Source organism: Henriciella marina (genome assembly GCF_027213945.1).
Taxonomy (GTDB): Bacteria; Pseudomonadota; Alphaproteobacteria; order Caulobacterales; family Hyphomonadaceae; genus Henriciella; species Henriciella marina_A.
Map to the genome: position 1 here is coordinate 162,866 of NZ_JAPWGW010000004.1, position 21,531 is coordinate 184,396.

The window sequence follows — 21,531 nt, forward strand, 5'->3', positions numbered from 1 at the left end:
GGGGCAATCTTTGGAAAGGTCGCCACTTCCGGTACACTGTATTCAAATCACTTGGGTTAGGAGGAAATCATGGCTCTTGAAGGCGGCGCAGGCGAACTCGGTACGATCCTCGCAAAACAGAAAGCCGCGCACCTGCGCGATGGTATCCCTTCGCTCGAAAAGCGTATCGACTGGCTCGACCGGTCGATCGACCTTCTCGCGACCCATGGCGACAAGCTGAATGAGGCGATGCGCGAAGACTTCGGCCACCGTTCGGTCGACCAGTCGAACTTCACTGATATTGCGGGCTCCATAGGCGCGCTGAAGCACGCGAAAAAGCACGTCAAAACCTGGATGAAGCCCGAGAAGCGCTCGACCGACTTCCCCCTCGGCCTGTTCGGCGCCAAAGCCCGCATCCAGTATCAGCCAAAAGGCGTGATCGGCGTGATCAGCCCGTGGAATTTCCCGGTGAACCTGACATTCACGCCGCTCGCTGGCGTCTTCGCCGCTGGCAACCGCACAATGATCAAACCGTCGGAATTTACCGAGCGCACGTCCGAACTGATGAAACAGCTCTTCGCTGAGTACTACTCCGAAGAAGAAGTTGCAGTCGTGACTGGTGGGCCGGATGTTGGCGCCGCTTTCTCGAAGCTCGCTTTCGACCATCTCCTCTTCACTGGCGCGACCTCCATCGCCTACCACGTCATGCGGGCTGCTGCGGACAATCTCGTGCCGCTGACGCTGGAGTTGGGCGGCAAGTCGCCCGTCATTCTCGGCGAATCTGCTGACCTCGAAAAGGCTGCCAAGCGGATCATGGCAGGCAAGACGCTGAACGCGGGGCAGATCTGCCTTGCGCCAGACTATGCCTTTGTGCCGAAGAACAAGACGCAAGACTTCATCAAAGCGGCCAGCGCTTCGGTCGAAAGCATGTTCCCGTCGGGCATCAAGGACAATGACGACTACACGTCGGTCGTAAACCAGCGCCATTTTGAGCGCTTGAATGGCTATATTGAGGATGCGCGCTCCAAAGGCGCTGAAGTCGTCAACCTCAACCCCAAGCAGGAAGACCTCACCCAGCAGCCATATCACAAGATTCCGCCGACCATCATCGTCGATCCAACCGACGACATGAAGGTCATGCAGGATGAAATCTTCGGGCCGATCCTGCCGATCAAGACCTATGGCTCAACCCAGGAAGCGGTCGATTACATCAATGCCCATCCGCGCCCACTCGGTCTCTACTATTTCGGTCAGGACGCAGATGAACGTGAGCATGTGCTGAACAACACGACATCAGGTGGCGTCACGGTAAATGACGTCATCTTCCACGTCGCTCAGGAAGACCTTCCATTTGGCGGCGTCGGTCCCTCCGGCATGGGCAGCTATCATGGCGTCGATGGTTTCCGTGAGTTCAGCCACCGCAAGTCGGTCTACACGCAGGTCGGGCCCGACCTGATGGCGATCGCACGGCCGCCATATGGCGAAAAGTACCGCAAGCTGGTCGCCGGACGTCTCAAGAAATAGCCTGGCCGCCACGGCCTGACATTAAGCTCAGATAGGCCGGATGAGGGATTCCGGCCTGTTTTTGCGCGCTCAGGTAGTTTCGCTATTCCATTTGTGCCGGAAGCTGTTCTATTTCACGGAACTTGCAAAAGGATCCCGGCGCTTGGAGCACAATCGAGAGAAAATCCGGCTCGCCGTTCTTGATCAGCTCGGGGAGGGCATCATCCTCGCCGACAAGGACGGCAAGATCGTTCTGGTCAACCGCGCAGCCGAAATAATTCACGGTCGCAGCGAACTTGATGTCTCTCCGGACGACTATAGTGACAGCTACGCGCTGCTTACGCTCGATGAGGACCCCTATCCGCCTGAAAAGCTTCCTCTTAGCCTCGCGGTTAAGGAGGCGCGCGTGGTCGTAGATGCGCCATGGAAAGTTCGCAGGCCTGACGGCTCGATTGTCATTGCCGTTGGTACAGCCCAGCCGATCTTTGGCAAGGATGGCAATCAGGTTGCGTCCGTTCTGACAATGCGAGACGAGACGGCGCGTTATCATGCCGAGCACAAGCTCAAGGAAGCGCTGGAGGTGAAGGAAACGCTGCTTTACGAGGTCAATCACCGCGTGAGAAACAGCCTTCAGGTCGTCTCCTCACTGGTCACCATGCATATGCGCACCCTGGAGGATCCTGACGCACGCGATGCTCTGGATGCCGCGCGCCGGCGTATTGACGTCATCACCGCAACCCATCGCAGCCTGTACGAGCTCGGCACTCATGACTGGGTGGATTGCTCCTTTCTTCTGCCAGATCTCTGCAAGCAGATTGTCGAAACCTTTTCGGCCCAGCAGAACATTGTCCTCAAAACGCGCAAGAAAGGCGTTGTCATCCTTGCAGTCAGCCAGGCAGTTTCGCTTTGTCTTGCTGTTACCGAGCTTTTGATCAATGCCTGCAAGTACGCGTTCCAGGGCCGGGCTGCCGGGCGGATCAACCTTGTCATGGAATGCTGCGATGACGACCGCGTGCTCGTCAGCGTGGAAGATGACGGGATCGGCATGGAGGATACAGACCCCGATAGCCGCAATGGTATCGGCACCATGATCGTGAGCAGCCTGACCCATAGCCTCGACGCAACAGTCGAGCGGGAAACAGGACCGCTTGGCACTAGATTTACAATCAGTTTCGCGCGGGCCGAAGAGGGGAAGCGCTCCGCACTAGGGCTGCCAGCCTCACCGCAGAACGATCCCCTCGATCACTGGCAGAAAAACCGCCTCGCTTAGGCCGGTCTAGCGCTTCAGGAAATCCGGAACATCGTTGCCGAAGCCGCGCACGCCGTCGGACGCGGGTTGCAGCTTGTCCGACTTGTCCGTCTTGTTCGAACGGCCGCCGCGCGACGATGACCGCGAATTGCGCGGCTTGGCTTCCTTTACTGGGCGCTCATCCTTGCGCTCTTCTTTCGGTGCGCTTTTCTTTACCGGCGCGGCATCGCTCTTGGCTTCCTGCTTCTCAGGCGCTGCCTCTTCGGCTTGCGACTTGTCGCCGCCGCGCGAACGCCCGCGACCACCGCTGCTACGGCCGCCACGTCCACTGCTTCCATCGCGGCTTCTGCCACGTCCGCGAGCGCGGCTGCGGCCGCCCGCATCTTCAGGCAGATTTTCGATTTCTTCGTCCAGACCAGGCAGTTCGAGAACTTTGACCTCCTGATCGATAAGTTTCAGCACGCCTTCCCAGGACTGCTCATCCTCTGGCGTCACGATCGTCACGCTTTCGCCCTCGCGGCCGGCGCGGCCGGTGCGACCGATGCGGTGCACATAATCCTCATCTTTCGGAGGGGGCGCGTAATTGAAGACGTGGCTGACGGCCGGCACGTCGAGACCGCGTGCGGCAACGTCCGAAGCGACAAGCAGCTTGAGATCACCATCGCGGAAACGGTCCAGCGTCTGGGTCCGGTAAGCTTGTGGCAGGTCGCCATGAATAGCGGCTGCATCGAAGCCGTGCTTGTTCAGAGACTTCGTTACGATGTCGACATTGCGCTTGCGGTTACAGAACACGATGCCGTTTTTCACATCGCGCGCCTCGATAATGCGGCGCAGGGCCGTGCGCTTTGCCTTGTCATCATTACGCGAGAGCTTCACCACGTATTGCGTGATCGTCTCTGCCGTCTGGGCCTGACGCGCAACTTCCACCTTCATCGGGTCTTTCTGGAAACGTTGGGCGAGCTTGTTGATTTCAGGCGGCATGGTCGCCGAGAAAAGGAGCGTCTGGCGACGCGGCGGCAAGAGCGCGCAGATTTTCTCGATGTCCGGGATGAAGCCCATGTCGAGCATACGGTCAGCTTCATCGATGACGAGAACTTCGACGCCAGTGAGCAGGATCTTGCCACGCTCGAACTGGTCGATGAGGCGACCGGGCGTTGCGATCAGAACATCGACGCCGCGCATCAGCTTCATTTCCTGTTCCTTGAACGACACGCCGCCGATCAGCAGCGCCATCTCAAGCTTCAGGTTCTTGCCATACTTCTCGAAATTCTCTGCGACTTGGGCGGCCAGTTCGCGCGTCGGCGCCAGGATCAGCGTGCGCGGCATGCGTGCCCGTGCGCGCCCGCGCTCCAGCCGGTGGATCATTGGAAGGACGAAGGCCGCAGTCTTGCCGGTACCGGTCTGTGCGATGCCGGTTACGTCACCGCCGAGAATGATCTGCGGAATGGCTTTCGCCTGAATCGGGGTTGGCGTGTCATAGCCAGCCTCTTCAATGGCTTGCAGGATTTTTGGGCCAAGACCAAGGGCGGCGAAAGTTGTTTTCGGGGTGTCGTTCTGGGTGTCAGTCAAATTTGTCTCTTTTCCAGGGATGGATTGAATTACGCTCGGGGTGAGAGCCGTCCGTATGACAGCTATGTACCGGGCGCTTTTCCATGCCCGGAAGAACATATGGCGCCGCAATAGCCGAATTTCCGCAGGTGCGAAAGGGTCTGCATGTCGCCCAAAAGAATTGGCCCGCCTCCATCACGGAAACGGGCCAATCAAATACCATCGATTTTTCGTCGACTAGCTCGCGTCAGCGAGGTTCTGGTTCACGAAGTCCCAGTTGACCAGGTTTTCCAGAAACGCGTCCATATAGTTCGGGCGCGAGTTCTGATAGTCTAGGTAGTAGGCGTGCTCCCAGACGTCCATGGTAAGGAGCGGGGTCGCGCCGGCTTCGGTCAGCGGGGTTTCGGCATTTGGCGTCTTGCGGATGCCAAGCTTGCCATCCTTCAGAACCAGCCATGCCCAGCCAGAGCCGAACTGGCCGCCACCGGCTGCCTTGAATTCTTCAGCGAACTTTTCGTAGGAGCCGAAGTCTTCATTGATCTTGTCAGCAATTGCGCCGGTCGGCTTACCGCCACCGCCTGGCTTCATGGAGTGCCAGTAGAAGGTGTGGTTCCAGACCTGAGCGGCATTGTTGAACAGGCCCGCCTTGGAGCTGTCGCCGGAAGCGTCCGTGATGATCTTCTCAAGCGGTGCGTCGGCGTGGTCGGTGCCTTCGATCAGCTTGTTGAGGTTGTTCACATAGGCCTGATGGTGCTTGCCATAGTGGAAGTTGAGGGTCTCTTCCGACACGTGCGGGGAAAGGGCGTCGCGGGAATAGGGAAGAGGGGGAAGATCAAATGCCATGAGGTCACTCCTTGCTGTATTGCTGCCTTTGATAAAGGCGTTTGGTGACAGATATGGTTGCCATGACGATTAGTTCCACCCCGCCGGGCCCTGAAATATGGGCGAATATCGATAGAAGACTGCGGACAGGCGATGAAGATCGCTGGCTTTCTTCCCGGTATGCCCAAGCTGACGTGCGTCGTGACCTGATCGCACTCTATGCGTTCTGCTGGGAACTGGCGCGTGTACGGCTGATCGTGACCGAACCGACGCTGGGCGCCATTCGCTTTCAGTGGTGGCGCGATGCGCTGGCTGAACTGGAAGATGGTCGCCCACCGCGCGCCCATGATGTCGTGTCGGTGGTCGCAGTGATGCTGGATCGCTCCAGCCTGAACACGGCTGACCTCGTGTCGATCATTGTTGGATATGAAACGGCCTTCGAGCAGAAAGTCCGCACGCTTGAGCCTGAAGCCGCAATTGCAGGCGCTGCGGTTAGAATTGTCGCGCCGTCGGTAGACCTCAATCCGGAAATTGATGGGCTGGTATCGGAGTTTGCCGCCGGACGAAGAGGGGAACCGCCGGTTGAACGGGGGCATATCCTTCGACTTCCATCTGATACGCTGCCAGCTCTTGCACATTTGCGCCTGCGCCACCTCTATGCACGTAAGGCTTCTCCCGGGCCGCTTTCGAAACGGCTGAGCGTTTTCAAGGCTGTGCTGTCGGGAAAAGTGTGACGGGCGCCAGCTCGACGCGTGACATCGAAAATCAATAAAGCTACAGTCCTTTGATCGGCCCTTCTTCGGCCACGCGCCGCACAGTCTGGCGCATCAAACTCGATCAAAGGACACGTCATGAAGCTCAGGGCCTGTACAGCGCTTGCAACTATTCTCACTCTGGCTATCGCACCTGCGACCGTCGTCGCGCAGCAAGCCGGACCTGCCGAGGCGCAGAGCAGCGTCGCAGAGGAAGTCGCCGCCGCGCCTGAGTTTGAAATCGAATTTGAGAAATTCACGCTGGAAAACGGCCTCGAAGTCATCCTGCAAGTCGACAGGTCGGACCCGATCGTCGCCTTCTCGACCGTCGTCCATGTCGGCTCGAACCGTGAGCGCCCGGGTCGCACCGGCTTTGCGCACTTCTTCGAGCATATGGCGTTCAATGATTCTGAAAACGTTCCGCGCGGCTGGAACCGCAAGGCCATCCCTGATTGGGGCGGCAGCCGTAATGGCGGCACCTGGTCTGACGGCACGATCTATTATGAAGTCGTCCCCAAGGACGCCGTCGACAAGATCCTCTGGATTGACTCAGATCGTCTCGGCTACATGATCAATACGGTGACCGAAGCTGCGCTCGAGCGTGAGAAGCAGGTCGTCAAGAATGAGAAGCGCGAACGGGTCGATAACCAGCCTTATGGCTACACGCAGGAAGTCATCCGCAAAGCGCTTTACCCGGAGGGCCACCCATACAGCTGGACAGTCATCGGTCAGCTGCCGGATCTCCAGGCTGCGACGCTCGACGACCTGAAAGAATTCTACACCGAATATTACGGGGCAGGGAATGCGACGCTCGCCATTGTCGGCGACATCGATATCGAAGAAATGAAAGAGAACGTCCAGCGCTGGTTCGGCGAAATCCGCCGCGGGCCTGACGTCGAAACTCTCGCACCGATGCCGGTCTCGCTCGACGAGACGCGTTCCCTATGGTTTGAGGATAACTTCGCGACCCTGCCGGAACTTAGGCTGACCTTCCCGACGGTTGCCTCCTATGAGGAGAATGAGCAGGCGCTCAACGTGCTCGCTCGCCTGATCGCGGGAACGAAGAATTCGCCGCTCTACCGCGAAATCGTCGAGGAGCAGGCACTCGCCCCGGATGTCTCGGCCTACAATAACAGCATGGAACTCGCCGGCGAGTTTGTGTTCCGTGTACGTGCAAAATCAGGAACTGACCTTGATGCCGTCAAATTGGCAGTCGACGCCGCGCTCGCCGACTTCGAGGAAAATGGCGTCAACATGCTTGACCTCCAGCGTATCAAGGCTGAGCAGGAAACAATTCTGTATAATGAGCTTTCGACCGTGCTCGGCAAGGCAAACCAGCTCGCCACCGATAATGAATTCGCGGGCGACCCGGCGAACTCCATCCGCACGGCCGAACTGCTGCGGGCCGTGACGGCTGAAGACATGATGCGCGTCTATGAGACATACATCAAGGACAAGCCCTCCATCATCACCAGCTTCGTGCCGCAGGGCGGAGCCGCGCTTGCGCTGGAGGGCGCAGAGCAGGCCGAGGTCTGGATTGAGGATGTCCGCGCAGACGTCGCCAGCGAGGAAGTCTCGCAGGGCGAAGAAGCGGAATATGAGAAGACCCCGAGCCAGTACGACCGCTCCGAGCCGTCATTCGGAGACCTCCCCCTGATCGAAATGCCCGAAGTCTGGCAGGCATCGCTGGGCGAGGGCGCAGAGCTCTACGGCATCGAGAATGATGAGCTGCCACTGGTCTCCTTCGACATCATCTTCGACGCCGGCTCCTGGCTCGACCCGCAGGACAAGGTCGGGACCGCCAACCTGGTGGCGGCTATGTTAAACGAGGGGACGGCGACGAAAACGCCGGCTGAGTTCGAGCAGGCCATCGGCCTTCTCGGTTCCGGTGTCAGCGTCCGCGCTGACGCCACTAGCGTCACTATCAGCGCCACCTCACTCGCCCGCAATTTCGAAGAGACGGTCGCACTCATTGAGGAGATGATCTCCGCCCCGCGCTGGGATGAGGACGACTTTGAACGCGAGAAATCAGCCGCGCTCACAACCATTCGCGACCGACAGGCCAATCCGCAATACATCGCCGCTGGCGCGTTCGCTCAGCTGATCTATGGTGCGGATCATCCGCAGGGCCGTTTCAGCATCGGAACGGAAGAGAGTGTCAGTGCAATCGAGCTCGCCGACCTCAAATCCTATTTCGATCTGATGCTGGCCAGTGATGTCCGCATGCATTTCGCTGGAGATGTCTCTCAGGCGCGCGCAGAAGAAGCGTTTACTGGCGTCACAGCACTGCTTTCGGAGGAAGGCATTGTGCGCTCGGAGTATGACGTCGCCGAGCAGGACGATCAGGGCCAAGTCTACTTCATCGACGTGCCAGGCTCAAAGCAAAGCGTACTGAATATCGGTAAACTGATCGTCCCGACGACCGATCCCGATTATAAGCAGATCAACTTCGCTAATGAGAAACTCGGCGGCGGGATCAGCGGTGACCTTGCCCAGGTCCTGCGGATCGAGAAAGGCTATACCTACGGCGCCTATTCCTATCTCAGCGAAGGCACCGAGCCGCAGACCTTCAGGATCGGCACCAGCGTGCGGGCCAACGCCACGGGCGCGTCGCTCAATGTTATTCGTCAGATGCTGCAGGATTACGGCCCGAGCTTTGACGATGACGCGGTGGAGCTGACGCGCCAAAAAGTCGTGAAAGCCAATACGCGCGCCTTCGAAAGCCTGAGCGCAAAGCTCGGCATCCTGCATGAGATCAGCGAGTTCGACCGCCCGGTCGACTTCGTCGAACAGGAACAACAGGCGCTCCTCTCCATGCCACTGGAAGAGTATCAACGCGTGATCAGCGAATATATTGCAGAACCTCAGATGACGTGGGTCATAGTTGGTGATGCCGAAACGCAGCTCGTATCGGTCACCGAGTTTGCGGGCGGGGATGTCACTGTCCTCGACATTCACGGCAATCCGGTCGAAGCGAGCGCTGACGCGGATTAAGCGAGGAGGCGCCGGTTGCGATACGCCAACCGGCGCGCCTACCTACCCTGCGACGGGTCCAGCTTCGGCTTCGGCATCAGGGCCAGAAAGCCAAGCACGATGACGAACCATATGCCGATAACGAGGAAGCAGTCGCGAAAAGCGTAGACAGCTGCCTCACTGGATATCTGGCGTCCAAGCTCACCGAATGCCGACTGGAAGGCCGGCAGCTGCGGCATGCCGCTCCGCTCCAGTTCGCGGGCGATCTGGACATGCGTGTAGGAGAGCTGCGCGTTCGCTTCGTTGACGCCGGAGGCCAGGTGCTCGCCATGAAAGATGAGCCGTCTCTGCAGCAGGATGGCCAGCAGATTGACGCCAAATGCGCCGCCAATCTGCATCAGGAAGGATGCGCCGCCCGTCGCGGATGCTAGCAGCGGCGGCGGCACGGCGCGCACAGCTGTCGTATTGGCCGGCGGCATGCAGAAACTGATCCCGACCCGGCTGAGCACGATCCAGAAGACCAGCGTCCAGTATGGCGTCAGCGCGGTCACATGCGAAAGCAGGAAGGCCGATGTCCCGAACGAGATGATGCCGAAGGCAAGCAGCCAGCGCACATCCACCTTGTCTGTCAGCCGCCCCGCAATCGGAAACCCGATCACCATGGCAAGCCCAGCCGGGATCATCATCACGCCTGCCGCTGTGGGTGAGTAGTGCTGCACCAGCTGGACAAAGAGCGGGATCATATATGTCGATCCGTAGATCGCGATGCCGGTCGCCGAGATGACGAGGCCCGCAGACCAGAACTGGCGATAGGTGAAGATCTTCGGGTTCAGGGCAGGGAAGGGGTGTCGCCGCTCCCAGAAATAGAAGCCGATCCCGGCAATAAAGCCGACCGCAAACTTGATGAGGGATATATCCGAATCCCAACCATCGCGATTGCCGCCCGCAAAGCCGGACAGGAAGGACACCGCCGATACGCTGAGAAGGATCAGACCCTGCCAGTCGAGCGGACGTTTCTCAGCTTGTTGAGCCGGGTCTGCCTTGGGCATCAGCAGGGGCGCTGCCGCGAGAGCCAGAAGCGCCAGCGGAACGGTCGCCACGAAGACGAGCCGCCAACTGGACAGGTCCACGGCGACGCCGCCCAGCGCGGGGCCAAAGGCAGGTGCCAGCACGACACCGATGGAGAAGATGCCGATCGCCGTCCCTCGCTGCTTGTCAGGAAAAGTCTGGAAGATCAGAAACATCGACATGGGCTGCAGCAGCCCCGCTGCCATGCCCTGCATCGCCCGTGACAAGATCAGCAGGGCGAGTGTATTGCTGACGGCGCCCAGCAGCGACCCTGCGACGAACATCAGCATGCCGAATATATAGGTGGCGCGCGGTCCGTATGCGGACATCGCCCATGCATTGGCGAGCATGGCGATCGTGGAGGAGGCAAGAAACGCCGTCGACATCCATTGCGCCTGATCCTGTCCAAGGCCAAAGGCACCGATAATGGCGGGCAGGGCAACATTGATTGTCGTCGCCGCCAGCAGCGTCGACATTGATCCGATCAACATGGAGAAGAGCAGGAGCCACCGGTACGACGCGCCGAACTGGGCAAACCGTTCGCGGATCGCGCTATTGGCGAGAGGCGGAATGTCGGCAGGCAGGGGCAGCGGCGCGCGAAATTTGCCCGGCCGCGGCGTTCCTGATGTGACGCTCACCCCGCATCCCCGGCTTCAGTTTTCTCGATCCGCACCGTCGCCATCGTACCGGGCCGCAGCGGCAGGTCGCCCGCCTCAAGGTCAATTCTGACTGAAATGCGTTGGGTGATCTTGGTGAAGACGCCATTGGCGTTCGGGTTCGGCATCAGGGCCGCTTCAGCCAGTGTCGAATCATTTATTGCCGTCACGCGGCCATCAAACTCACGGCCCGGATAGCTGTCGATCTTCACGGCCACGGGCGCGCCGGGCTGGACGTGCCGGATCTCGGTTTCCTTGATATTGGCCGACACCCATGCCTCGCTTGGGTCGTGCACGAGCGCCATGCGGAAGCCGCGCAGGGAATGCTCGCCGACATCGTAGAAAAGCTCATCCACCACGCCGTCTACGGGGCTGCGGATGGTGTGCTGGTCTACGACGACTTCCTGCGCCTCCACCCGTGCCTCTGCCTGGCGAAGGGCCGCGCGAAGGACTGAAAGGTCGTACTCGATAAGGGCGACTTCCTCCCCCGCAATGCTCGCGGTGCGCTGTTCTGCGAGTGCCCGGTCGGCATCTGCTTCGGCGCGCCTCACCGCCTGCTGCGCGGTGTCGAGTTCATTCTGCGCGCGGTCCAGCGCGGCTTGCGTCACCCGCCCACGGGCGAACAGGTCTTCGGTGCGCGCAAAGTCGGACTGTGCGGTCTCGAAGTCAGACATGGCGGCGGCGACCGATGCACTGGCTGACAGTGTGCCGGCCCGGCGGGCGGCCACTTCACTTCCGGCCTTCGACGTTGAGAGGTTTGCGCGCATTTCCTCCCGCTGGATTTCCGCACGCAGCCGGTCAGCTTCAGCCTGATATTGGGCCAGCGTCAGCTCTGCCTCGCGCCGGTCGATCTCGAAGATCACGTCGCCCGCCGCAACCCGGTCGCCCTTGCTGACCGCCAGCTTCATAATGCGCCCGGAAATGTCGGTTGAGACGGCCACCATGTCGGAGGCGATGCGCGCATCGGCTGTCGCTACATAGCCCGCACGCTCACTCAGGAACCGGAACAGGAAGATTGCAGCAAACGCGATGACCAACAGAGTCACGGCCAGTTTCACGCGCCGCGCTGTCAGCCATGGCCAACGCCTTGAGAGACCGGACGCCTTGCCGGTTTCAGTGTGTGCGGCCCCGCCATCCATGAGCGTGTAGCCTTCCTGGTTTCCATCCCTGAAAGCTATCTAACGCCAGTTCTGACGATTATTCGAGAGGTGACGCGAAGGCAACTCGCTTGCCCGTCGGCCTAGTCCTCGAAGCCGAGGAAGGTCGCTGCCTCGTCGACGGATTTGCGGTTCGAGACGACAGAGTTTGCCGGAAATTCATCGTCCGGCCAGCCCATGGCAATACAGGTCTGGATCACCTGATCGTCCGGGATTTTTGCGTGCTCACGCACCACCGGGCTCTGCATGATGCCTTGGCTGTTGATCACGCAGCCAAGCCCCTTCGACCAGGCCGTGTTGACGATACAGTTCACCACACCGCCGCAATCGAACGGCGCGATATCACTGCCCTGGATCGACTTGTCATAGGTCACCACGATGGACACCGGCGCGTCGAACTGGCGAAAGCCGCGCAGCACCCAGTCCATGCGCGCTTCCTTGTCGTGGCGCTCAATGCCCATGACGGCGAACAGCTGCTTCGCGATCTCGATCTGGCGCTCGCGGTGGGGGCCCTCATAGCCGGGACCCATACGAAACTCGCGGCTATCAGGAACGCCCGCCACATTGCGCTCAACATTGCCCTTGCGGATCTTGTCCAGCACGTCACCGGCCACGACGTAGAAATTCCAGGGCTGGGTATTGAGCGAGGTCGGCGCGCGCATCGCGATTTCGAGAACTTCGCGCACCAATGCTTTAGGGACGGGCTTTTTCTGATAGCCCCTGATGCTGCGACGCTCGCGTACAACCTGTTCGTATTCCATCCTCAATCTCTCCCTCGTGCCTGAATCGGGCATATCTGCTGCGCAAGCTAGTTTGCTGCCGCTGCGGTAGCCAAGGCCCGTTCAACGGCAAAATCAAATTAGTCTCTCAGTTGAGACAAGCAGGGCTGGAACCCGGCGCCTGCTCAAGCCATTACTAACTCGATCTACAGGACAGGGGGAAAGAGATTGGCTGATTATCTTGCAGTGTTTGCAACGCCGGAAGCATGGGCGGCGCTTGCCACCCTGATTGTTCTCGAAATCGTTCTCGGTATCGACAATCTCGTCTTCATCTCGATCCTCACGAACAAGCTTCCCGAAAAGCAGCGGCCCGCTGCTCGGCGGATTGGCATCGGCCTCGCACTCATCTTGCGTCTGGCTCTGCTTGCAACGATTGCCTGGATCGTCGGGCTGACGGCGACGGTATTCGATCTCGGCATTTCCGGCCCTCCGGGTGATCACGGCGAGGTTACCTTTGAAACCGCTTTCTCCTGGCGCGACATCATTCTCGTATCCGGCGGTCTCTTCCTCGTCTGGAAAGCGACGACTGAGATCCACCACCATATCGACCCGGAGCCGAGCGACAGCGTCTTCGGGGACAAGCGAGCAAGCGTCGGCTTCGCAAGTGTTCTGGTTCAGATCATCCTCCTCGACATGGTCTTCTCGATCGACTCGATCCTGACTGCTGTCGGTATGACCGATCAGGTACCGATCATGGTCGTGGCGGTGGTTATCGCAGTCCTGGTCATGTTGCTTGCTGCTGGACCGCTGGCACGGTTCATCAACAAGAATCCGACAGTGGTCATGCTCGCGCTGGCATTCCTGTTGATGATCGGCATGGTGCTGATCGCAGACGGCTTCGGGGTTCACGTCCCCAAGGGCTATATCTACGCGGCCATGGCCTTCTCGGTCTTTGTCGAAATCCTGAACCTCGTTGCGCGAAAGCGTAGGAAGTCCGGAGACGCGGGAGAAGCCGTTCACTAGGTAACAAGCCTGATGTGCGCTCGCGCCGCACTATCGGCGCGGGCGGGCAGGGTGCATATCTGGTTCATGATAAACGATCCGATCAAGCGCGGTATCAAGCAACGCTGCCCGAATTGCGGCGAAGGCAGGCTATTCGGCCGTTATCTCGTCTTCCGCGACGAGTGTGAGGCCTGCGGCCAGGACTTCCGCTCGGCCGACACAGCCGACGGCCCGGCCTTTTTTGTCGGCTTCCTGGTGATGATCGTCTTCGCGCCATTCTACTTCATCCTGCCAATGGTGGAGATGGCGCTCTGGCTGAAAATTTTCGGTTTTGTAGTCCTGCTCAGCGCCATGGTCGGGACGGCGCTAGCCTTGCTGCCCATGTTCAAGGGCGTGCTCTTCAACCTGCAGCTTTCGAACAAGGCCGAAGAGGCGCAATGGGAAAGTACGGGCAAACACGGAAAGCCGCCGCATAACTGGAAGGGCTGAGCGGCGCAGCGCGCCAGCCCGTCAGCCGACCACCAATTCGCCTGCCGCCTACCAGCGAGACCGCTTTGGCCCCACCATATCCCGGAACGCTTCAAACGTGCCACGCGCGATCTGAGTCGCGGTTGGTTTGCGGCCATGCGCACCACGCACGAAGTGGACACAGTTCGAGCCGGTGAGATGGTAGTCATGCCCGATGCGGCGGCTGGCGCGGTCGATTGCCGTGAAGTCACAGGCCGAAGCGCTGCGGCCATGATTCCTGATCTCACGGCCATCTGCGAAGTCGTCGATCGATTGCGAGACGACGCCATGATGCCGGCGCGTGTTCGAAATGATCCGGCCATCCCAGCCAACGATGCCATAATGTCGAAGCACGCCGCCAAAGCGGACAGAGACAACATCGCCGGGCCGGAAGTCGAATTTATCGTTCATCGATAAAAACTACGCCGGATCCTGTGAGGCGTCAAGCAAGCAGATTTTGCGCGCTTTCAGACACCGTCCAGGAACACCGCCAGTACACCGTCAATGCACCATGATTTTCAGGCAAACGGCGGGATTTCCCGGCCGGAAAATATCTCTAGAATCCCTTGAGTTCGGCAAACTCGTCGACCTCAGCCCGCTCCGCGCGAAGCTGGTTTACCGGATGGTCCGGGTCCGGGTAACCGACCGCCATGCCGCAATAGAGCATCTCGGTTTCTCCAAGTCCAAAATGCTCTTTCAGCGTCGGGCGAAGGATGCCCCAGCATTCCTGGAAACAGGTGCCCCAGCCGCGCTCTTCGGCGAGCAGGGCCAGCGTCTGCATGAACATGCCGGTATGCGCCCATTGGCCGTGGCCCATCCGCTCATCGATCACAAAGAAGACAGCTAGAGGCGCGTCGAAGAAGCGGAAATTGCGCGAAAACCATTGAATTCGCTTGGCTTTATCTTCGCGCGGGATCTCAAGCTTCTCATACATCATCTCGCCGACCTTGCGGCGCCGCGCTTCATGCGGCTCCCAGAGGTCCTTCGGATAGATCGGCCTGTCAGTCCGTTCCCCGCGTGGGTCTTCGGCGAGCTTCTTTTGAGCAAGGTCAATGACGGCCTGCTTCTCCTCGCCGGTAACTGCGATCACCCGCCATGGCTGGAGATTGCCACCAGAAGGCGCACGCTGCGCTGTCGCCAACCAGTCACGGACCTCATCAGCGGTGATCTGCTTGTCGAGAAAAGCGCGTGTCGAGATGCGCTGATTTACGGCCTGGCTGACATCCATGGGTTGGCTCTCCTTGCTTGAGTTCAGCGGTCTAGGACAGCGACGCTGGGGAAGGGAAGGGGAACGCCGCGAACAGGCCAAAAAAAAGAAGGCGCCCCGAAGAGCGCCTTCCAATCTGTCACGGATTTCAGAGACTTAGTCGTCGTCATCGATGTCCATCATGTCGTCATCATCATGGTCCATATCATCATGGTCCATATCGTCATGGTCCATCATGTCATCATCGTCTTCGGCTTCTGGCTCGTCATCATGCCAGATGCGCAGCGCGTTGACGCTCAGCTCGGCATTCAGGCCTTCGGCATTGATGATGTAGATGCGCGGATCACCTGTGGCGGCCATCGCATTGGCGTCGGCGTCAACGACGGTTGCGCCGGCGGCTGCGCCGACTTCCCATTCGTCACCGTCCATCAGCTCATCAAGCGCGTCCTGCTCCTGAAAGACATAGACCACCTGGGATTTGTCAACGCCGGCCTGAAGGCCAACGGACGCCTTGCCAATATAGTATTGGCCGGTGGGCTCACCATCGATGAAGAGAACGCCTTCACCGCCGGCGCCGCCAACTATCAGGTCAGCTTTCCAGACTTCCGGGAAGACGAGGACGCCAGCTGCCGCGTCGATGTCTGCGCCGCAGGTCTCAGCGACGGTACGGCAGTTGTCCAAGGTCGCCTTCGCTTCCTGGACATTCTCGAACTTGTAGGCCTGCTCACGATGTTCTTTGTGATTATCTGCGAGGGCCGGGGCACCTGCAAGCAGCGCTGCTGCGCCCGCAGCAAGCGTCGAGTTGCGAAGAAGAGTCTTGGATAGGGTCATGGCGTTCTGCCTCCTGAACTTGCGTTCGCTCCGGGCCTCATTGCCCAAAGCTTGGTATGGCAGAACAAACCCTCACAGGCGGGGCGTGTTCCAAAAAATGTAGGTGCTGGCCGTGCCCGGGCTCGAACTCCCTCAGAGAGAGAAGCTTGTCCCGCAGCCACAGGCCGCCGTCGCGTTCGGATTGTTGATCTTGAAAGCCGCGCCGATCAGCTCGTTTGAGAAATCGATCTCGGAGCCGCGCATGAATTCCATGCTCATCTCATCGACAAGCACCTGCGCGCCATCGCGCTCCACGATGACATCATCATCGTTTTTCGTGTCTTCGAGGTCGAACTTGTAGGAAAAGCCCGAACAGCCACCACCTTCGACTGACACGCGAAGGTAGTCCTTGTCGGACTGTTTTGCCAGAATCGCATTAACGCGCCGGGCAGCACTTTCGGAAAGGGTGACGTCGCTCATGACTCACAAGATAGGTAAACCTGCGCTTCCAGAAAAGAGAGCGGTGTTTGCAACACTGTGGGAAAGCTCCCGCGGGCGTTTCCACGAAGAGGCTGAATCGGCCACGCGCACGCCATTTCAGCGTGACCGGGACCGAATTATCCACTCATCCGGATTTCGCCGCCTGAAGCAGAAAACGCAGGTTTTTGTCGCTCATGAAGGCGACCATTACCGCACGCGCCTGACCCACTCGCTGGAAGTTGCGCAGATTGCGCGGTCCGTTGCGCGCCGGCTTGGCGTCGATGAAGACCTGGCTGAGGCGATGGCGCTGGCCCATGATCTTGGTCATCCGCCATTTGGTCATGCAGGCGAAGACCAGCTCGACGCGTGCATGGAGGCCTTCGAAGGCTTTGATCACAATGCGCAGACCCTGCGCGTCGTGACGCGGCTTGAACAGCGCTATCCCAATTTCGACGGTCTCAACCTGACCTGGGAGATGCTGGAGGGCCTCGTTAAGCATAATGGCCCGCTGATCACCGATGGTACGCCTGTCTCAGCGCTACCTGCTGCGTTCCGCGACTTCCCGCAGCTGGAGCGGCTTGAACTTGACCAGTTTGCGGGACCGGAAGCGCAGATTGCCGCGCTGGCCGATGATATTGCCTACAATAATCACGATATTGATGACGGTATCGCGGCGGGCCTTTTCACCATTGATGACATGCTACACCTGCCACTTGTTGGTGACGTCTTCCGGTCTGTGCGGATAGAGCATCCCGTGCTCGACACGCAGCGCACGGTCTATGAAGCCGTGAGACGCCTGATCGGCCTCTGGATTGGCGATCTCGTCGCCGAGACCGAGAGACGCGTGGCGCGTCACAATCCGCAGTCGGCCGCTGAAGTGCGGGCGCTGCCAGAGCCGCTGGTCGCCTTTTCGGATGATTTCGACGCGCAGCAGAGGGCGCTGCGGGCCTTCCTGTTCGAGCGGATGTACAAGCACTACAAGGTCAACCGGATGCGCAGCCAGGCAAAGCGCGTGCTGAAAGAGCTGTTTGAGCTTTTCCTCGCCGAGCCTGACATCCTGCCACCGCCGCTGAGGCAGGACGCTGAACAGGCGCCAGAGGCGCGGCGCGCCCGGCTTGTCTGCGACTATATCGCTGGCATGACGGACAATTACGCCATCGACCTGCACCGCAAGGTCTTCAGCATCGAGGGCATGGTGTGAGCCGCTTACAGGGCAAAGGGCACGCCGATTCAAGGATCGTTAACAAAGCACTGGCAATTTCTTAACCAATATTCAAAGGCGACGAAGGGGCAGGCGTGCGATGAGCCACGGCAGCAACAGATACGACTACGCGTCCTATGAGGATGAATATCGCGGGTTCGAGATACGCGATGATGAGTCGGCGCGCGGACCGCTGATCCTTGCTCTGGCTATCGGTGTCCTGATCGTCTTTGCCGCTGTCGTGTGGAACACTTACAGGCAGGGCGTACGCGAAGAAGACGGTGAACTGCCAATGGTCACGGCAGATGCCGAGCCCTTCAAGACCGTACCAGAAGACCGCGGCGGTATTCAGATCGAGGATCTGGATCGCAGGCTCTATGACAATATTGACGGGTCTACCCGGCCACCCGAGCCGCAGCCGGTCGCAGGCGAACGCGAGCTTGCCATGCTGGCCGGTCCACCGATGGACCTGCGCGGTGGGTCCGGTTCGAGCTCATCGCAAGGTGCCGCGCCAGCCGAAGTGCAGGCTGATGATCTGCCGCCGCTGGAACAGCCTGCGCCAGCCGCCACTGATGAGCGCCATGACGACCCAGCCATCGACACGGCCCCGCCTGTTGAGCCGGCGCGCGGCGGACGGTTTACTTTCACGGCCAACGGCCCATTTCTGGTTCAGATCTCGGCTGTGCGTAGCCAGGCTGCCGCTGATGAGGCGTGGAGCCGCGTGCAGAGCCGTTATCCAGACGTGTTTACCGGCGCCGAGAAAGTGGTTGAACGGGCCGATCTCGGCGCGAATGGTATTTTCTTTCGGGTGAGAGCAGGGCGCTTTGATACAAGAAGCGATGCAAGCGAATTCTGCGAATCCTATAAACGGGTTGGTGGAGACTGTATCATCACTCGCGAGACGCCATGACCAACAAGGCTTGCATATTGAGCATTTCGGGGCCGGTTCTTCAAAAGGAGGAATCGGCCCTTTTCGCAGATCAGAAGCCATGGGGTGTGATTCTCATGGGCCGGTCCTGCCAGACGCGCGACCAGGTGCGCCGCTGCGTCGATGATATCTGGGAAGCGGTTGGCCGAGAGATCCTTATCTTCATCGACCAGGAGGGCGGGCGTGTGGCGCGTCTGAAATCGCCTGAATGGCCGCTTTTCCCGCGCGGGGAGCTCTATGGTGAGCTTTATGGCCGCGACAGGGAGTTGGGGCTTGAGGCGGTCTGGCTTGGTCACCGGCTCATGGCAGCTGAACTGACGGTATTGGGCATCCATGCAGACTGCGCGCCTGTGTGCGACCTTCCGCAGCCAGGCGCACATGATGTCATCGGGGACCGGGCCTTCGGCACCGATCCAGACGTGGTGGGCGCGATCGCGGCTGCGGCGCTCAAAGGTCTTGAGGATGGCGGCGTGGCGGGCGTCATCAAACATATCCCCGGCCATGGCCGCTCGACCGCAGACAGCCATCTGGAGCTGCCGCGTGTCACTGCGGGCGACAATGAGCTGTCCTCGGATTTTGCCGCCTTTGCCCATGTCGCCCATGCGCCAATGGCCATGACGGCCCATATTTCCTATGATCGTTTTGATGAAGGACGCGCTGCGACGGTCTCTCCGATCATGATTAATGAGGTCATCCGGCAGCGAATCGGGTTTGATGGGCTGCTTATGACTGATGATCTTGGCATGCAGGCTCTTGGCGGGACGCTCACCGAGCGCGCTGACGCGTCGATTTCTGCGGGCTGTGACATGCTACTGCACTGCTCTGGCTTCCTGCACGATGCGGACGCTATTTTCGCCGAAATGCGTGAAGTGGCCGAAGCTGCGCCTGAGCTTTCCGGCAAAGCATTTACCCGTGCAGAAGCGGCTGAAGCGGCCACCCAGCGCGAGACGTCGTTTGACACCGAAGCAGGCTGGGCGCGCTTCAAATCACTCATTCCGAACACAGGCTCCATCAGCGTATGAGTTCGCAACTCGTCTCCAGCGACCTGATCGACCGCGATGACCTAGAAAACGGGGATTATTTCGCGGTTGATATCGATGGATATGAGGGGCCGCTTCATCTGCTGCTGGATCTGGCGCGTCGCCAGAAAGTAGACCTGCTCAAGGTCTCCATGCTGGAACTTGCCAACCAGTATATCGGCTTCATCGAGGACGCCCGCGAGAAGCGAATAGACCTTGCGGCTGACTATCTGCTCATGGCCGCATGGCTGGCTTTCATGAAGTCGCGCCTGCTGCTGCCCAAGCCTGAAAAGGCCGCCAATGATGAGATCGATGGCGAGGAGATGGCTGCACGCCTCGCTTTCCGCCTGAAGCGTCTTGAGGCGATGCGCGAGGCTGGGCAAGAGTTGATGGATCTCGCGCAGCTTGGCCAGGAAGTGTTCCTCCGCGGGGCACCTGAGCAACCGCGCGTGATCAAGCATACTGAATACGACATATCGCTCTGGCACCTCATGCAGGCTTTCGGCGGTATCCGTCAGCGCCGCGAAGAAGCCGCACCGCACAAGGTTGTGCATCAATATGTTCTGCCACTAGAGCATGCGCGCGACTCGCTCAAAAGTTTGAGCAAGATGATCGATAGCTGGGCCAGCCTCGATGAACTGCGCCAGCGCATGAAGGATGTTGCAGGCGACATTCCGCCCCGATCGGTCACAGCGAGCGTCTTCGCAGCGGCACTGGAACTGGCGCGCGATGGCGACATTGAAATCCGGCAGGGAGCTCACTTCCAGCCGCTTTACCTGCGCGGCAGCCAGGACAGACAGGAAGGGATGGGCGGATGACCGCGATACCCCGTTTTGAGAACGAAAAGCTGGAAGACGCGCCGGAAGAGATTCGCGATGCCGTGCGCCAGCTTTCCTTTGCTTACAGGCGCTCTGAGGAGCTGCTGAAGCGTGAGGCTGATGGCGGCGCCGATGTCATCGCGGACGCGCTGCGCCGGGCTGAAGCCATTCTTTTTGCCGCGGGTGAGCCGCTGAGCGCCGAGCAGGTTGCGGAAGTGCTTCCGCAGGGGATCGATGCCGCAACCGTGCTGATGTCGCTCAAAGCGGCTTACGCGCATCGCGGCGTCACGCTGGTCGAAGTGGCAGGCAAATGGCGCTTCCAGACGGCGGAAGACCTTGCCTATCTCTTCGTTGAAGAGCGCCAAGAGCAGAAGAAGCTGTCTCAGGCGGCGCTCGAAACGCTCGCCATTATCTCCTATGGCCAGCCTGTCACGCGCGCCGAGATCGAGGCTGTGCGCGGTGTGGCCGTGTCAAAAGGCACGATCGACCAGCTCATGGAAGCGGGCTGGGTGAAAATCAAAGGCCGCCGTCAGACGCCGGGCCGCCCGGTGACCTATGGTACGACCAATGGCTTTCTGGAGCATTTTGGGCTGGAAAGCCTCGACATGCTGCCGGGCAGGGCCGAACTTCAGGCAGGGGGGCTCCTGTCTGACGTCGTGCCGCCGGACTTTGATCCGGGCGACATCGATATGCCTGCAACCGAGGGCGAGGCCGATGATCACGGAATTGAGCAGGACGGTACGTTCGTGACAGACTTCATGGGCAGCGAAGACGACTGATTGCACGTTATTGTGTGATCGTTACCCATTGAGAGTTATCCTGATGGGCGCTACTTGTGCAGAAGAACTTCTGGAGACCTTCCATGGCCCCTAGCTGGATGCAGCTTCTTATCGTGCTGATCGTCGCCCTTCTGCTGTTTGGCGGGCGCGGCCGGATTTCTTCCATCATGGGTGACATGGCCAAAGGCGTCCGCAGCTTCCGCAAGGGGCTGAATGACGATGAGGAGGCAGACAGCGAGGACAAGGACACTTCCAAGTCCAAACAGTCGCGCCACCTCAGTGACGACAAGATGGTGAACGTCACGCCTGAGAAGGACAAGTCGAAAACCTCCAGCTGACAGGCAAGTGAGGCCG

21 protein-coding genes are annotated in these 21,531 nt (G+C 59.6%); 12 read left to right on the top strand and 9 right to left on the bottom strand.

Going from position 1 to position 21,531, the window contains the following annotated elements:
• Nucleotides 1-69 precede the first annotated feature (69 nt).
• The gene (locus O4G74_RS12775) at nucleotides 70-1,503 is read left to right on the top strand and encodes a coniferyl aldehyde dehydrogenase (protein ID WP_269402998.1); all 1,434 of its coding nucleotides are present in this window, start codon (nucleotides 70-72) and stop codon (nucleotides 1,501-1,503) included.
• 142 nt (nucleotides 1,504-1,645) lie between these two features.
• Complete coding sequence (locus O4G74_RS12780; RefSeq protein ID WP_269402999.1) at nucleotides 1,646-2,752, top strand: sensor histidine kinase; 1,107 nt, start codon at nucleotides 1,646-1,648, stop codon at nucleotides 2,750-2,752.
• Nucleotides 2,753-2,758: 6 nt separating this feature from the next.
• Here O4G74_RS12780 and O4G74_RS12785 read toward each other — a convergent pair whose 3' ends face one another.
• Together O4G74_RS12785 and O4G74_RS12790 are read right to left on the bottom strand one after the other, a co-directional pair.
• On the bottom strand, nucleotides 2,759-4,300 hold the full coding sequence (locus O4G74_RS12785) for a DEAD/DEAH box helicase (RefSeq protein ID WP_269403000.1): 1,542 nt from the start codon (nucleotides 4,298-4,300) through the stop codon (nucleotides 2,759-2,761).
• 216 nt (nucleotides 4,301-4,516) lie between these two features.
• Nucleotides 4,517-5,122: a superoxide dismutase gene (locus tag O4G74_RS12790; protein ID WP_269403001.1), complete on the bottom strand. Its 606-nt coding sequence runs from the start codon at nucleotides 5,120-5,122 to the stop codon at nucleotides 4,517-4,519.
• A 62-nt stretch (nucleotides 5,123-5,184) separates the two neighbouring features.
• Between O4G74_RS12790 and O4G74_RS12795 the strand changes: the two genes are divergently transcribed.
• Both O4G74_RS12795 and O4G74_RS12800 read left to right on the top strand, forming a co-directional pair.
• Nucleotides 5,185-5,835 (top strand): squalene/phytoene synthase family protein, encoded by a 651-nt coding sequence (locus O4G74_RS12795; protein ID WP_269403002.1) that lies wholly within the window; start codon nucleotides 5,185-5,187, stop codon nucleotides 5,833-5,835.
• Nucleotides 5,836-5,952: 117 nt separating this feature from the next.
• Nucleotides 5,953-8,847 (top strand): M16 family metallopeptidase, encoded by a 2,895-nt coding sequence (locus O4G74_RS12800; protein WP_269403003.1) that lies wholly within the window; start codon nucleotides 5,953-5,955, stop codon nucleotides 8,845-8,847.
• 38 nt (nucleotides 8,848-8,885) lie between these two features.
• Here the strand turns inward: O4G74_RS12800 and O4G74_RS12805 are convergent, their stop codons facing one another.
• The 3 genes from O4G74_RS12805 to O4G74_RS12815 form a co-directional block, all read right to left on the bottom strand.
• On the bottom strand, nucleotides 8,886-10,532 hold the full coding sequence (locus O4G74_RS12805; protein ID WP_269403004.1) for a DHA2 family efflux MFS transporter permease subunit: 1,647 nt from the start codon (nucleotides 10,530-10,532) through the stop codon (nucleotides 8,886-8,888).
• Nucleotides 10,529-11,689 (bottom strand): HlyD family secretion protein, encoded by a 1,161-nt coding sequence (locus tag O4G74_RS12810; RefSeq protein ID WP_269403005.1) that lies wholly within the window; start codon nucleotides 11,687-11,689, stop codon nucleotides 10,529-10,531. Before O4G74_RS12810 ends, O4G74_RS12805 begins: the two co-directional genes overlap by 4 nt.
• 101 nt (nucleotides 11,690-11,790) lie before the next feature.
• On the bottom strand, nucleotides 11,791-12,468 hold the full coding sequence (locus O4G74_RS12815; RefSeq protein WP_269403006.1) for a nitroreductase: 678 nt from the start codon (nucleotides 12,466-12,468) through the stop codon (nucleotides 11,791-11,793).
• Nucleotides 12,469-12,654: 186 nt separating this feature from the next.
• Between O4G74_RS12815 and O4G74_RS12820 the strand changes: the two genes are divergently transcribed.
• Nucleotides 12,655-13,449 carry a TerC family protein gene (locus tag O4G74_RS12820; RefSeq protein ID WP_269403007.1) on the top strand — a complete coding sequence of 265 codons (795 nt, stop codon included), beginning with the start codon at nucleotides 12,655-12,657 and terminating at the stop codon, nucleotides 13,447-13,449.
• A 66-nt stretch (nucleotides 13,450-13,515) separates the two neighbouring features.
• Nucleotides 13,516-13,917 (top strand): DUF983 domain-containing protein, encoded by a 402-nt coding sequence (locus O4G74_RS12825; protein ID WP_269403008.1) that lies wholly within the window; start codon nucleotides 13,516-13,518, stop codon nucleotides 13,915-13,917.
• A 48-nt stretch (nucleotides 13,918-13,965) separates the two neighbouring features.
• Here O4G74_RS12825 and O4G74_RS12830 read toward each other — a convergent pair whose 3' ends face one another.
• The 4 genes from O4G74_RS12830 to erpA form a co-directional block, all read right to left on the bottom strand.
• Entirely contained in the window at nucleotides 13,966-14,346 is a 381-nt protein-coding gene (locus O4G74_RS12830) for a hypothetical protein (RefSeq protein WP_269403009.1), read from the bottom strand.
• A 145-nt stretch (nucleotides 14,347-14,491) separates the two neighbouring features.
• Nucleotides 14,492-15,163 (bottom strand): nitroreductase, encoded by a 672-nt coding sequence (locus O4G74_RS12835; protein ID WP_269403010.1) that lies wholly within the window; start codon nucleotides 15,161-15,163, stop codon nucleotides 14,492-14,494.
• A 135-nt stretch (nucleotides 15,164-15,298) separates the two neighbouring features.
• A complete protein-coding gene (locus O4G74_RS12840) occupies nucleotides 15,299-15,973 on the bottom strand; it encodes a lipid-binding SYLF domain-containing protein (protein ID WP_269403011.1) in 675 nt (224 codons plus the stop codon).
• Between the two features lie 132 nt (nucleotides 15,974-16,105).
• The gene (gene erpA / locus O4G74_RS12845) at nucleotides 16,106-16,432 is read right to left on the bottom strand and encodes an iron-sulfur cluster insertion protein ErpA (protein ID WP_269403012.1); all 327 of its coding nucleotides are present in this window, start codon (nucleotides 16,430-16,432) and stop codon (nucleotides 16,106-16,108) included.
• Here erpA and O4G74_RS12850 point away from each other — a divergent pair.
• The 6 genes from O4G74_RS12850 (at nucleotide 16,431) to tatA (ending at nucleotide 21,515) form a co-directional block, all read left to right on the top strand.
• The gene (locus O4G74_RS12850; RefSeq protein ID WP_269403013.1) at nucleotides 16,431-17,633 is read left to right on the top strand and encodes a deoxyguanosinetriphosphate triphosphohydrolase; all 1,203 of its coding nucleotides are present in this window, start codon (nucleotides 16,431-16,433) and stop codon (nucleotides 17,631-17,633) included. The two genes, erpA and O4G74_RS12850, sit on opposite strands and share 2 nt — an antisense overlap.
• 100 nt (nucleotides 17,634-17,733) lie before the next feature.
• Entirely contained in the window at nucleotides 17,734-18,543 is an 810-nt protein-coding gene (locus O4G74_RS12855; RefSeq protein WP_269403014.1) for an SPOR domain-containing protein, read from the top strand.
• On the top strand, nucleotides 18,540-19,583 hold the full coding sequence (gene nagZ, locus O4G74_RS12860) for a beta-N-acetylhexosaminidase (RefSeq protein WP_269403015.1): 1,044 nt from the start codon (nucleotides 18,540-18,542) through the stop codon (nucleotides 19,581-19,583). Before O4G74_RS12855 ends, nagZ begins: the two co-directional genes overlap by 4 nt.
• Nucleotides 19,580-20,398: a segregation and condensation protein A gene (locus O4G74_RS12865; protein WP_269403016.1), complete on the top strand. Its 819-nt coding sequence runs from the start codon at nucleotides 19,580-19,582 to the stop codon at nucleotides 20,396-20,398. Before nagZ ends, O4G74_RS12865 begins: the two co-directional genes overlap by 4 nt.
• Nucleotides 20,395-21,177: an SMC-Scp complex subunit ScpB gene (gene scpB, locus O4G74_RS12870; protein WP_269403017.1), complete on the top strand. Its 783-nt coding sequence runs from the start codon at nucleotides 20,395-20,397 to the stop codon at nucleotides 21,175-21,177. Before O4G74_RS12865 ends, scpB begins: the two co-directional genes overlap by 4 nt.
• 83 nt (nucleotides 21,178-21,260) lie before the next feature.
• Nucleotides 21,261-21,515: a twin-arginine translocase TatA/TatE family subunit gene (tatA, locus tag O4G74_RS12875; RefSeq protein WP_269403018.1), complete on the top strand. Its 255-nt coding sequence runs from the start codon at nucleotides 21,261-21,263 to the stop codon at nucleotides 21,513-21,515.
• Nucleotides 21,516-21,531 lie beyond the last annotated feature (16 nt).